Origin of the sequence: Methanoculleus oceani (assembly GCF_023702065.1) — an archaeon.
In the GTDB taxonomy this organism is placed as follows: Archaea; Halobacteriota; Methanomicrobia; order Methanomicrobiales; family Methanoculleaceae; genus Methanoculleus; species Methanoculleus oceani.
Map to the genome: position 1 here is coordinate 148,935 of NZ_QFDM01000001.1, position 13,239 is coordinate 162,173.

At 63.2% G+C, this 13,239-nt stretch carries 12 protein-coding genes; 10 read left to right on the top strand and 2 right to left on the bottom strand.

Annotated elements, in window-relative coordinates; all coding sequences use genetic code 11:
- From glmU to DIC75_RS00800, 7 genes are all read left to right on the top strand, one after another.
- A complete protein-coding gene (gene glmU / locus DIC75_RS00770) occupies positions 1–1,155 on the top strand; it encodes a bifunctional sugar-1-phosphate nucleotidylyltransferase/acetyltransferase (protein ID WP_352151360.1) in 1,155 nt (384 codons plus the stop codon).
- Complete coding sequence (gene glmS, locus DIC75_RS00775) at positions 1,156–2,895, top strand: glutamine--fructose-6-phosphate transaminase (isomerizing) (RefSeq protein ID WP_250986110.1); 1,740 nt, start codon at positions 1,156–1,158, stop codon at positions 2,893–2,895.
- Entirely contained in the window at positions 2,892–3,491 is a 600-nt protein-coding gene (locus DIC75_RS00780; protein WP_250986111.1) for an acyltransferase, read from the top strand. The genes glmS and DIC75_RS00780 overlap by 4 nt, the downstream gene beginning before the upstream one ends.
- The gene (locus DIC75_RS00785; protein WP_250986112.1) at positions 3,488–4,585 is read left to right on the top strand and encodes a DegT/DnrJ/EryC1/StrS family aminotransferase; all 1,098 of its coding nucleotides are present in this window, start codon (positions 3,488–3,490) and stop codon (positions 4,583–4,585) included. The genes DIC75_RS00780 and DIC75_RS00785 overlap by 4 nt, the downstream gene beginning before the upstream one ends.
- Before the next feature lie 16 nt (positions 4,586–4,601).
- A complete protein-coding gene (locus tag DIC75_RS00790) occupies positions 4,602–5,744 on the top strand; it encodes a glycosyltransferase (protein WP_250986113.1) in 1,143 nt (380 codons plus the stop codon).
- Positions 5,745–5,828: 84 nt separating this feature from the next.
- Entirely contained in the window at positions 5,829–8,474 is a 2,646-nt protein-coding gene (locus DIC75_RS00795) for an oligosaccharyl transferase, archaeosortase A system-associated (protein WP_250986114.1), read from the top strand.
- A gap of 6 nt (positions 8,475–8,480) precedes the next feature.
- The gene (locus DIC75_RS00800; protein WP_250986115.1) at positions 8,481–9,449 is read left to right on the top strand and encodes a histone deacetylase family protein; all 969 of its coding nucleotides are present in this window, start codon (positions 8,481–8,483) and stop codon (positions 9,447–9,449) included.
- Between the two features lie 13 nt (positions 9,450–9,462).
- On the opposite strand, the gene DIC75_RS00805 is transcribed toward DIC75_RS00800, so the two are convergent.
- A complete protein-coding gene (locus DIC75_RS00805; RefSeq protein WP_250986116.1) occupies positions 9,463–10,647 on the bottom strand; it encodes a YcaO-related McrA-glycine thioamidation protein in 1,185 nt (394 codons plus the stop codon).
- Positions 10,648–10,703: 56 nt separating this feature from the next.
- On the opposite strand from DIC75_RS00805, the gene DIC75_RS00810 reads away from it, so the two are divergent.
- Positions 10,704–10,994, top strand: coding sequence for a DUF2098 domain-containing protein (locus tag DIC75_RS00810; RefSeq protein WP_250986117.1), 291 nt, complete (start codon positions 10,704–10,706; stop codon positions 10,992–10,994).
- Here DIC75_RS00810 and nikR read toward each other — a convergent pair.
- Positions 10,991–11,413, bottom strand: coding sequence for a nickel-responsive transcriptional regulator NikR (gene nikR / locus DIC75_RS00815; RefSeq protein WP_250986118.1), 423 nt, complete (start codon positions 11,411–11,413; stop codon positions 10,991–10,993). The two genes, DIC75_RS00810 and nikR, sit on opposite strands and share 4 nt — an antisense overlap.
- Positions 11,414–11,623: 210 nt before the next feature.
- On the opposite strand from nikR, the gene DIC75_RS00820 reads away from it, so the two are divergent.
- Positions 11,624–12,859 carry a translation initiation factor IF-2 subunit gamma gene (locus DIC75_RS00820; RefSeq protein WP_250986119.1) on the top strand — a complete coding sequence of 412 codons (1,236 nt, stop codon included), beginning with the start codon at positions 11,624–11,626 and terminating at the stop codon, positions 12,857–12,859.
- Positions 12,856–13,236 (top strand): type II toxin-antitoxin system VapC family toxin, encoded by a 381-nt coding sequence (locus DIC75_RS00825; protein ID WP_250986120.1) that lies wholly within the window; start codon positions 12,856–12,858, stop codon positions 13,234–13,236. Before DIC75_RS00820 ends, DIC75_RS00825 begins: the two co-directional genes overlap by 4 nt.
- Positions 13,237–13,239: the final 3 nt, after the last annotated feature.

Below are 13,239 nucleotides of genomic sequence, written 5' to 3' on the forward strand. Positions count from 1 at the left end.
ATGATGCAGGCAGTCATTCTAGCAGCGGGAGAAGGGAGTCGCCTCCGGCCACTCACCCGGAGCAAGCCCAAAGCCATGCTTCCGGTAGCAAACCGGCCGATCATCGAGTACGTCATCGACGCCCTGCTGGAGAACGGGATCCGTGACATCGTAGTGGTGGTCGGATACCGTAAAGAGGAGGTCATCCGGCACCTCAACAGGCTCGACGCCCCCATCCAGGTCGTCGTGCAGGAGCGGCAGCTCGGGACCGCGGACGCTCTCCGTGCGGCCGCGTCAGAGATCACCGACGACTTCCTCGTTCTCCCCGGCGACAACTATATCAACGCAGAATCTATTGCCCGGATCAGGAAGGAGCAGAACGCCATGCTCGTCGCCGAGCACCCGAACCCCTCGAACTTCGGGGTCGTGGTGATCAGGAACGGCCTCGTCCGCGAGGTCATCGAAAAACCCGAAGACGCCCCGACGTTCACCGTATCGACCGGAGTCTACTCGTTCACACCCGATGTCTTCTCCTACCTCCAGACGACCGAGATCCCCGACGCCCTCTCCGCCATGATCGCAGCGGGCCGGCGAATACGGGCGATCCCGGCAGACGACTGGCAGGATGCCGTCTATCCCTGGGACCTCCTGAAACTGAACAGCCGGATGCTCAAAGGGATCATCCCCGAGGTAGGGGGGACGATCGACGCATCCGTCATTCGCCGGGGGACCGTGCATATCGGAACCGGGACGACAGTCGGCCCGAACACCGTCATCTACGGACCCGTCACCATCGGGAGCAACTGCAACATCGGCCCGAACTGCGTGATCATGCCCGATACGAGCATCGGCGATAGGGTGGTGCTCGAGCCGTTCACCTACGTCGCCGACTCGCTCATCATGAACGACGTCACGATCGGGTCCCACTCAAGGATCGTCTCGGCAGTCTTCGGCCAGGGATGCATCCTCGCCGACCATACCACCACCTACCCTTCTGCGAGTTTCATCGAAGTCGGAGGCCGTATCCAGAAGGAGGAATTCGGTGCAGTCCTCGGTGAAGGGGTTCGTGCGGCACCATTCACAACGTTTAAGAACTGCATCGCCGGTAACAGTGTCACCATTGAGGGTGGGAAGACGGTGGTCGGTCTCATCGAAGATGGCACCCGGGTGATGTAGATGTGCGGAATCGTCGGTTATATCGGGAGACGGGACGCAACCCCGGTCCTGATCCAGGGCTTGAAGCGGCTCGAGTACCGTGGTTACGACTCGTTCGGGATCGCGACGGTAGGGAGCGCGATCGAGGTATATAAGAAGACGGGCCGCATCTCCGACGGGGAGGCCGGGGCGGTCGGCCTTCACGGGTGCACCGGGATCGGGCATACCCGGTGGGCCACGCACGGCGAACCCAACGACATCAACGCCCACCCGCATACCGACTGCGAGGAGAGGATCGCCGTGGTGCACAACGGAGTCATCGAGAACTACGGCGAACTGAAGCGGCAACTGCAGGAGCGCGGCCACACCTTCCGGTCCGAGACCGATACCGAGGTGATCGTCCATCTCATCGAGGAGCATTACGACGGGGATCTCCTCGGGGCGGTCAACGCAACCCTGCCCCTGCTCAAAGGCTCGTACGCCGTCCTCGCGATCGCCGAGGATACGCAGAGAATCGTCGCCGCCCGCGACGCGAGCCCGCTCGTCCTCGGCGTCGGGGATGCCGAGGTCTTTGCCGCCTCGGATATGACGCCGCTCCTCGAGTACACCGAACGCGTGATCTTCCTCGAGGACGGCGACGTCGCCGACATAACGCCCGACCGCTACACCATCTACCACGACGGCCAAACAGTGGAGCGCCCGGTCGAACTGATCGGCTGGTGCGTCGAGGATACTCGAAAAGGCGGGTTCTCCCACTACATGTTAAAGGAGATCTACGAACAGCCCCAGTCCTTTTACGAGACCGTCAGGGCAGGCATCGACGAACGCGTGCGGCAGATGGTCATAAAGGCAGACGAGATCACTCTGGTTGCATGCGGGACGTCGTATCACACTGCTCTCGCCTTCAAATACCTGGCCGAATCGCTCTGCAGCATACCGGTACGGGTCGAGATAGGGTCGGAGTTCAAGTACTTCACCCCGCCCCTCCGCGGCCTCGTGATCGCGGTCTCGCAGTCGGGGGAGACCGCGGATACGATCGCCGCCTTAAAGATGGCGAAAGCCCGCAACTGCCCCACGCTCGCCATCACCAACATGCAGGGGAGCACGGTCACCCGGGTTGCGGATGAGACCCTGCTCATGCGGGCCGGCCCCGAGATCGGCGTCGCCGCAACCAAGTCCTACACGGCGCAGCTTGCGGCGCTGATGCAGATCGTCAACCTCCGGTGCGAGGGGGCGTTCGACGACGCCCTGTCGCACGCGCACCTGGCCATAGGGGATGTCCTCCTCCAGGATGTCCGGGAGGCGGTCAACCTCTGTTCTACGGCCGAGCATGTCTTCTTCGTGGGAAGAGGGGCGTTTTACCCGGTCTCACTGGAAGGCGCCCTCAAGATGAAGGAGATCAGTTACGTCCACGCCGAGGGGTATGCGGCGGGGGAACTCAAGCACGGCCCCTTCGCCCTGCTCACCGCGAAGACGCCGGTGGTCGCCATCTGCACCCCCGGCCCGACCTACGGCGTGATGGCCTCGAACATCAAGGAGATGAAGGCAAGGAAAGCGCCGGTCATCGCGCTCGGCGTTGCCGGCGATACGGAACTTGCCGAGATCGTGGACATCTTCATCCCCATTCCGAACACACATCATCTGGTGCAGGTGCTGACCACATCGGTCGTCCTCCAGCTGCTCGCCTATCATACTGCCTGTGCGCTGCAGCGGGATGTCGACAAGCCGCGGAACCTGGCAAAGAGCGTGACCGTTGAATGATTGAGTATGGACGTAACGCCCTCGGCAAGGGGGCGACGATATTCGAGCCGGTGACTATCGGGTTTCCTTCCCGCGACCGGATCGGAGAGGAGGACTACCCGGGCGCCACTATCGGGCGGAACGCGGTCCTCCGGTCGGGCACCATCATCTACTGCGACGTGACGATCGGCGATGCCTTCCAGACCGGCCATAACGTGCTGATCCGCGAAAAGACGACCATCGGCAACGGGGTGGCGATAGGCACGGCGGCGGTGATCGAGGGCGACTGCACGATCGGCGACGATGTCCGCCTTCAGAGCCTGGTCTACGTCCCCACCGGCGCCCGGATCGGCGACCGGGTCTTCGTCGGCCCGAACGCCGTGCTGACGAACGATCGCTACCCTCCGGGGCCTCACGAATCCCTCCGGGGTCCGGTGATCGGGGACGATGCCGTCATCGGTGCGAACGCGACGGTTCTCCCCGGCGTCACCGTCGGGGAGGCAGCGTTCGTCGCCGCCGGAGCGGTGGTGACGAAGGACGTCCCACCCGGGACGCTCGCGGTGGGGACCCCGGCACGGTTCCGGCCGCTGCCGGCGGAAGCGAGGCGGTGCCGATGAAGATCCCCGTCGCCCGGCCACTCGTCGGGGAGGAGGAGATCGCGGCCGTCACCGACGTGATGCGGTCGGGGATGCTGGCACAGGGGTCGGTCGTTACGGAGTTCGAGTCCCGTTTCGCGGAATACTGCGGTGCTTCGCATGCAATCGGCGTGAACTCCGGGACCGCGGCGCTCCATGCGGCCCTCCTTGCCGCCGGCGTCGGGCCGGGAGACTCAGTGGTCGTCCCGGCGTTCACGTTCTTCGCGACGGCGTCGAGCGTCTCGATGTGCGGGGCAACACCGCTCTTTGCGGACGTCGACCCACAGACGTTCAACATCGACCCTGATTCGGTCGGGGATCTCGTCCGTCCCGACACCCGGGCGGTCATCGGGGTCCACCTCTTCGGGCAGCCCTTCGACGTCGGCGCTGTCCGCGCTCTCTGCAACGACCACGACCTCGTCCTCATCGAAGACGCAGCCCAGGCACACGGCGCGGAGTACCACGGGAAACGGGCGGGGAGCCTTGCCGACCTTGCCTGCTTCTCGTTCTATCCGACAAAGAACATGACCACCGGCGAAGGGGGCATGGTCACGACCGACGACGACCACCTCGCCGGGCGGGTCCGGCTCCTCATCAACCATGGACAGAGCCAGAAATACCTGCACTCGGCCGTCGGCTACAACTACCGGATGACGAACATCGCCGCCGCCATCGGCCTCGTGCAACTCGGCCGGGTCGAGGAATTCAACGAGCGCCGGATCCACAACGCCCGGTACCTCGACCGCCACCTCGCGGGCACGGGACTCGTCACGCCCTACGTTGCGCCGGACGTCCGGCACGTCTACCACCAGTACGTGACGAGGCTCCCCGCCGGCTACGCGCTTTCGAGGGACGCGTTCATGAGCGCTCTCGCGGAGCGGGGGATCGGGACCGCCGTCCACTACCCCATCCCCGTCAACCGGCAGCCGGTCTACGAGAGCGCAGGTGAGCGTGCCTCATGCCCGGTATCGGACGACCTTGCGGCATCGGTCGTGAGCCTCCCCGTCCACCCGTCGGTGACGGACGAAGAACTGGCGTACATCTGCGATGCGGTCCGGGGGCTCCGAGCCGCATGACCGGATTTAGATATTCATGAAGATTCTGCTCGTTTCCACCCAGGACTACATCCATCACCCGATCCCGTCGAGGCACCACAACATCTTCGAGGAGCTCGCGACACGGCACGAGGTCCACGTGCCTCACTTCCACGTCAGCCGGGGCAAGGAGCGCGAGACCCGTCTCCATGTCCACGAGGCGACGCAGTTTCCCGTGGAGAGCCCCTTCCTCCACTACACCGCAAACGCACCCCGCCACTACCGGGTCATACGCGAGATCATCCGCGACCACAATATCGACATCGTCGTCGGCGCCCACGTCCTCGCGGGGACGGCAATGATCCGGGCGGCAGAGAAGGCCGGCGTGCCGGTGGTCTTCGACCTCAAAGACTGGTTCCCCGACTCCGCCGCCGCCTACTACAAAAATCCCGCCGTGCAACGGCTGCTCCGGGAAGGCGTCCTCGCCATAACCCGTTACAACCTGGATCACAGCGACGTCGTCACGACGGTCTCCCCGGGGCTCGTTGCAAAACTCAGGAGCTACGGCTACGAGGCGGAACTGATCACGAACGGCGTCGACACCGACCTCTTCCGCCCTATGAACAGCGGGGCGATGCGTTCCGCCCTCGGGATCGCCCCCGACGCCTTCGTTCTCGGGTTTGCCGGCGCCGTCGAGCGGTGGTATGCCCTCGACGAGGTGATCCGGGCGTTCCCGGAGATCCAGAAGAAGCACAAGAATGCAGAACTCCTGATCGTCGGCGGTTCGCTCTTCACCGGCTACCTGGACGAACTGCGGGCGCTCGCGGCCCGGCTCGGGGTTGCCGACCGGGTGCACTTCACCGGCGCCGTCGATTACCGCGACCTCCCCGGCTACATCGCGCCGATGGACCTCTGCCTCATCCCGCTCTCTCCTCCACAGTGGGTCGATATCGCCCTCCCCAACAAGTACTTCGAGTACTCGGCATGCGGGAAACCGATCCTCTCCACCCCCATCCCCGACATGCTCCGGATGGGCGGCGACCACATCGCCGTCTACCGGGGCAGGGAAGAGTTCCTGGAGCGGGTCGACGAACTGGCTCTCTCCCCGGAGTGTGCCCGCCCCGCGATCGAGGAGCACAGCTGGAAGAAGAAGGCCGAAGCGTTCGAGAAGATCTTTGCGCGGGTGACGGGAACACGCTGAAATCCACTCTTTTTTCCAGTGTCGCGGATACGCCAAGGTTATTAATGGTTCGAAGGGAAACTGATTCGTAACAAGGAGTGTCCGATGGCTCAGATGGATCTCAAGAAGTACCAACCATATATCATCATTGGCGTTATCGTCCTGTTCGCCCTGCTCACGCTCTGGACACGGGGTATCCCTTCGGAAGGCCTGGTGACCGCGGAAGGCGTCAACCTCCTCGGCAACGACCCCTGGTATAGTCTCCGCCAGGTCGAGCAGACCGTCGCCAACTTCCCAAGCTACGCCTGGTTCGACATCATGACGCTCTACCCGAGCGGCGACGTCATCTACTGGGGACCGCTCTTCATTCAGATCATATCGGCGCTCTGTGTCCTCGTCGGCGCAACGACGCGGCCCGAGATCATGGTAGTGGCATCCTGGGTCCCGCCGCTGATGGCCGTGGCGATGGTGCCGGTCACCTACCTGCTCGCGAAAACGATTGCCGACTGGAAGACCGGCCTCATCGCGGCAGGCCTGATTGCGGTCATCGGCAGCAACTACGCCTACCGATCGCTCTTCGGGTTCGTCGACCACCATATCGCGGAGACGCTTTTTTCGACGATCTTCGTCCTCGCCTACGTCGCGGCCCTGCTCGCGGCACGCGATATTTCGCTCTCCAAAAAGAACCTCGAGACCCTGAAGATGCCGGTGATAACGGCGGCGCTTGCCGGTGTTGCGTACCTCCTCGGACTCTTCAACATGCCGACGATGATCCTCTTCGCGCTCATCGTTGCAGCCTTCACCCTGGTCCAGTTCCTCCTGGACTTCTTCCAGGACAGGTCAAGCGACTACCTGGTCCTCGTAAACGCCGTCGTCTTCGCCGTCGCAATCGTCGGGATGGCGGCGTCCGGCTTCCCGCACCCCGGCCTCGATCTCTCCCGATACACCGTCGGGCACGTCATCGCCTACGCCGCCCTCATCGGCGGGACGGTCGCGCTCTACGGGCTCTCGACCTACCTGAAGGGGCGCCCGAAGTATTACTTCCCGGCCGCACTCGCCCTCGTTGCGGCACTCGCCGTCGCGGTGCTCTTCGTCGCCCTGCCGGACATATACAACCTTCTGGTAGCCAACCTCTTCTCCTTCTTCGGTGAACGGGCCACGACCACGACCGTCCAGGAGGCGCGGGCCTGGTCGTTCGACGCGGCCTGGATGACGTTCCACTGGGGCCTCGTGCTCGCCGCCGGCGGAGCTGCCGCCCTGCTCTGGTGGAGCAGGGAGAGGGTGAACCCGGCCCACGTCTTCGTCCTGATCTGGACGGGGGTTATCCTCGCTTCGACGATGGCGCACGTCCGCTACGAATACTACCTCGCCGCAAACATCGCCCTGCTCTCGGCGGTCTTCGCAGGAGCGGTCATAGATGCGACCTGGAAAGACGCCGCGCGCCTCCTCGGGAGAGGGGGCGGCAGCAGGGCATCCTCCAGCCCGGCGGCCACCGAGAAGCAGGAGGAGCCGGGAAGGAAGGGTAAAAAGGGCGGCAAGGCCCCTGAAGCCCGGAAGGCGAAAGTTCCCCCGAGAGACCAGCCGGACTACCTCAAAGTCGGGACCTTCGCTGCGGTCATCGCCGTCACGCTCCTCTTTGCCGTGGCATCCCTCCAGGCAAACCTTGCCATGGCCACCAGCGCGAGATATAGCGGCATGGACTCGCAGTGGATGGAGGCGCTGGAATGGATGGGCGAAAACACCCCCGACCCCGGCGTCGATTACTACGCCATCTACGACCGGAACACCTTCACCTACCCCGAGGGTTCCTACGGCGTCATGTCCTGGTGGGACTACGGCCACTGGATAACCTTCATCTCGAAACGGATCCCGAACAACAACCCCTTCCAGCACGGCGTCTCAGGCCCGAACGGCTCGGCAACCTACTTCGTCTCGACCTCCGAGGAGGCCGCAAACCGGATTCTCGATAACATCGGCACTCGCTATGTCGTCACCGATATCCAGCTCGACACCTCGAAGTTCCACGCCCCGGCGACCTGGGCCGATCCCGCCGTGGGTCAGGAGCCCTTCCAGCCCTACTTCCTCCTCCCGGAGAGCGCGGGCTCGACGGGTTACCAGGCGGTGCCGTTCAACAGCCAGAATTACTACCTGACGATGATCTCCCGGCTCCACAACTTCGACGGCTCCATGACCGATCCGACATCGCAGGTGATCTACGCCGAGTACCGTGAGGAAGGCTCTGCGAACACCTCTCTCCCGGTCATTACGCGCACCGAGCAGATGAACGCCACCGCAGGCGCGGCCGCGGTGGAGGCCTACAACAGGAACGCGCCGGCGGGATCGGGTGCGACGCTCCTGAACATGTATTACCAGTACCGGGGAGACTCGATCCTCCAGCCGCTCGAGCGTGTACCGGCGCTCCAGCACTACCGACTCGTCCACGAGACGCCCCAGAACGTCTACGGCAACGTCGGTGAGAGCGGTCCCGACCTCAAAGCCGTCAAGGTCTTCGAGTATGTTCCCGGTGCCCGCATCAGGGGCGAGGGGATCATCGAAGTGCCCGTCGTCACGAATACCGGCCGGGAGTTCACCTACCGCCAGGAGAGCGTGAACGGTACGTTCATCGTCCCGTACGCGACGTCCGGGTGGTCGGGCGAGGTGAAGACTACAGGGTCCTACCGGATCACGGGCATCGGCCAGACGTTCGACGTCACCGAAGATGATATCCAGCAGGGACGCACCATTAACTGAACGAGGATGCGCTCTTCGGTCATCTATGGTGACGTCTTCACCCGGCACGACATGGAACTCCACCCCGAATCGGGCTCCCGGTTACGGGTAGCCCTCTCCGGGGTCCCCGGAAACGTGAGGTGGCGCCCCCCGGTCCGGGGTACCGAGGGGGACCTGGAGCGGATTCACCGCCCGCAATACATCCAGTGGGTGCGGGAACTCGCCCGGGGAACCTGTTTTTTAGACGCGAACACCTACGTCACCTGCCACTCGTTCGAAGCAGCGCTTTATGCCGCCGGATCGACCTTTGCGGCGGTCGAGCGGGCGCTTGACGGCGAACACCTGTTTGCCCTGGTCCGTCCGCCGGGACATCATGCCGAACCCGACCGGGCGATGGGGTTCTGCATCTTCAATAACGCCGCCGTCGCGGCGGCGAAAGCCCTCGAGTCGGTCGACCGGGTTGCGATCCTCGACTGGGACCTGCACCACGGCAACGGCACCCAGACGGCTTTTTACGGGAGCGACCGGGCGCTCTTCTGCTCGGTACACGAGGAGAACAGTTTCCCCAAGACCGGCTGGGTGGACGAGATCGGCACCGGCGCGGGCCGGGGCTACACCCTCAACGCCCCGCTTGCGGCAGGGTCCACCATCGCCGATTACCGGCATGTCTTCGAGGAGGTCTTCGTCCCGGCGCTCGTCCGGTTCCGGCCCGACGTCCTGATCGTCTCGGCCGGGCAGGACGCCCTCGCCGACGACGAACACGGGAGGATGAATCTCGAACCCGACGACTACGGCGTGCTCGCCGGGATGCTGATCGACGGCACGGACCTCCCCCTCGCACTGACGCTCGAAGGAGGTTACGGGCCGTCGCTGGGCAAAGCGATCGCCGCAATATTTCGTGCCCTCCAGGGGGAGCGTCCGGTCCCTGCAGAGATACCCCTGCACCGGAGCACGAAAAGGGTCGTGGATCTCCTGAAGAAGGTCCGGTTTTGCTAGCCCGTGAAGGATCTCAACCCTGCGCGGAGTGCTTCCGATCGGGATCCATGTAAGAGATCTCGAACCCGGGAAGGATGACACGCACCACCGGCACTGCGGTCCTCGATAGGTCGCAGACGCAGACCCGGTCCGTATGGGGGCCGACCTTCTCGAGCACCTGCCGGATATCGAGGTCGAACCGGTCGGTGCTCGTGTCGGGAACCTCGGCGATATCGACGGATTCTGCATCGGCAAACCAGATCCCGTTGATCCGCTTCAGCCGCTCGTACCCCGCCTTCCTGATGACCGTCTCCCGCCGGGGATCGCTCGGGCCGCCGTGGCCGCCGTAGAGGTAACTCCCCCGGCTCCGGGCGACCCCTGTCAGGGCGCGGAGCGCTGCAATCTCGGGGCAGGTGTGCGTCCCCGAGCCGATGACGATCATCGCCGGGTCCTTCGTGACGGTGTCGTCCGCGGCGGCCGCGACCGTGGGGATACCGGTCTTCCCGTCGAGCAGCCAGAGGTGGATACCGACCCCGTTCTCCTCGAACCGGTCGAGGATCTCGCGGGCGGGGCATTTCTTCTCGAGGGTGAGGCGGCGGCCGAGGTCGCGGTTTTTCTCGGCAACACTGAGCGCGTCCCGCTCGATCACTTCGAAGAGGGCGTGCAGGATCGCCTCCTCCATGACATTCCCCGCTGCAAGCCCGTTCGGGTCGCTCCGAAAGAGGGGCACGGTCATGCCGAGCGAGTCGTAGGGGTGAAAGACGGCGTTGCTCGGAACATAGACCTCTTCATCGTTTAAGATATCCCACGCCGGCGTCCAGTGGAGCATCTCTCCCTGTTCGAGTTTTCGCGGAAGGATCAGGTCTTCGGGGTGTACCGCCCGTCCCGGGCCGATCTCCTCGTAGGTCGCGTACTCCATCCGGTCGCCCCGGTACTCGGCGGAGTAACGCTCGAGCGCCCCCATCATCGCCGAGACCCGGGCGTGGACCGGTTCCTTTCCCTTTCCGGTGTGGACGCGAACCCCGCCCCGCGCCGCTCCCGGCCGGATCGCCGCAAAAACCGGGATCCCGAGACGGTCCAGGGGGGTGAGATCGATGATCTCGGCAACACCGATCTCCGTCATCAACGGCTCCACGTCGGCACGGGTCTCCTCAGGAGACCGGGAGCGGTGCGTTCCGTCAAAGTACAGCTTCTCTACCGGGCGAATCGTGATTGCCATTCAAGATACCTTGGAGGTGATACCTTAATAGTATGACAGATGTACCCTACCACGTTATGAGCACGGATGACGTGGCAGTGGGCGCAGTCGTCCGATACCCACGCACCGGCACGACCGGAAAGGTCGTGCGGGTCGAGGAGATCGACGGCTGGAAGTATGCCGAACTCGACAGCACCGGACTCTACTACCGGGTGGACGAACTCATCAGTGCCGACAAAACGGCCGGGAGCGTGGAGAGAGAGGAGCGCTCTCTCGAGGAATACTTAAAAGAGCACAAGGAACTCCAGGAGCAGCTCGAAGAGGTGTGGGAGAAGGGGACCGACCAGAGCTGCGAGGGCGGCGGTTAACCCTCGACCGGTATGGTGGTGAGTTTCACCGCCTCAACGCCCTTCTGCGCCATCAGTCTCTCGGTAATATCCTTCAGTACGGCTCCGTCCCCCCGGATCAGGATCACTTCGAGGCACTTGTTCTGGGTCACGTGCGAATGAAGGGATGCCTGGATGTTATGGGCGTACTGGTGCTGTATCTCGGTGAGCGTCTGGAGCAGCCCCCGCTGGTCATGGTCGTAGACCATGGTGATGACGCCCTGGCGCTCCCCTTTTACATCGGATATCCACTGGTAGTGGGTGATGTAACTCCGTATTGAATCCCGTATCCCTTCGGATCGGGAAGAGTATCCCCTGAGGCTCAGGATCTCGTCGAATTTATCGAGAAGGTTCTTGGGTAGAGAGATCCCGATACGTGAAAGTTCGGTATCACCTGACATGTTGCGATCAGTTTCCATATCTCTATTCATGGGGTATAAATTTTCGCTAACATCCAGGGTATTATTCACACTTCGTATGCCACCCGGGCGGCAGCAAACGGGAGATCGCCCGGGTGCGCTATAAAAACGGGGCCGCCGACAGAAACGTAATCCCTACTGATTATGTATAAGTAGTGTCACTATATATTGGATAAGGAGGTTCGAAAACTTTTGCGAGATGCATTCATTCCCGGTGTCAATATTGGGCTCGTGGGTCATGTCGATCACGGCAAGACCACTCTGGTCAGCGCGCTGACCGGTACCTGGACAGACAGGCACAGCGAGGAGATCAAGCGCGGCATCTCCATCCGGCTTGGCTACGCGGATACAACTTTTTACAAATGTGAGGGGTGCAAGGGGGCAGAGGCTTATACCTCCCATCCGGAATGCCCGAACTGCGGAGAGAAGGCAGTCCCGTTCCGGACAGTCTCGTTCGTCGACGCCCCCGGCCACGAGACGCTGATGGCGACGATGCTCTCCGGCTCCGCGCTGATGGACGGCGCGATGCTCGTTATCGCTGCAAACGAGGTCTGCCCGCAGCCCCAGACCAAGGAGCACCTGATGGCGCTCGAGTTGATCGGCATCAAGAAGATCATTATCGTCCAGAACAAGATCGACGTGGTCACCCAGGCCGAGGCACTGGAGCACTACAAGCAGATCAAGCGGTTCATCAAGGGCACCATTGCCGAGAACGCACCCATCATCCCGGTCTCCGCGCAGAAAGGAGTCAATATCGGCGCCCTTATCCAGACCCTTGATACGATCATCCCGGAACCCGTTCGCAACCCGGATGTCGACCCGTTGCTGCTCGTCGCACGATCGTTCGATGTCAACAAACCCGGCTGCAGCTGGCGGGACGTGAAGGGCGGCGTCATCGGGGGCTCGCTCATCCGGGGAATCCTGCGTGAGGGGGACGATATCGAGATCCGCCCCGGCCGACAGGTTCAGATCGAGAACCGGACGAAGTGGGAGCCGGTCGAGACGAAGATCACCTCCATCTACGCCGGTAAGATCAGCGTGACCGAAGCGGCGCCCGGAGGCCTTCTCGGCGTCGCGACGAAACTCGATCCGGCACTGACGAAGAGCGACGCCCTCGCCGGACAGGTGGCCGGGCTCGCGGGGAAACTGCCGCCGGTCTGGGAGCGGCTGAAGTTCGACGTCACGCTCATGGACCGGGTGGTCGGCGCGGACAGCGAGCAGATCATCGAGCCCTTGAAGCATAAAGAGCCGCTGATGCTCTCGGTCGGTACCGCCGTCACCGTCGGCGTGATCGTGAACACGAAGAAGAACCAGGTGGAGGTCCAGCTGAAACGGGCGGTCTGCGCGGAGGTCGGCGCACGGATCGCCATCAGCAGGCAGGTCGGCGGACGATGGCGGCTGATCGGCATGGGTGTTCTGGTCGAGTGAGGGTACTCCTCGACACGAACGCCCTCCTGATGCCGGCCCAGTTCGGGATCGACCTGTACGGCGAGCTCATGGCCCTCTTTGGGGACTTCGAACCTATAACGCTCGAAGAGGTGGTCGGCGAGCTCTCCGGGCTCGCCCGTGGGCGCGGCCGCGATGCGGCTGCCGCCCGCGTGGGCCTCGCGATGGCCCGGCGCTCGACGGTCGTGTCGAGCGGGAGTACCGCAGAACGTGTGGACGACCGGGTGATCGAGTACGCCCGACGGGAAGGATGCACCGTGGTGACGAATGATCGGGAACTCCGGAACGCTCTCCTTGATGAGGGAATCGACGTTGTGTCGATGCGCAGAGAGCGAACACTGGAGCTGATGAGGGGTTAGTGA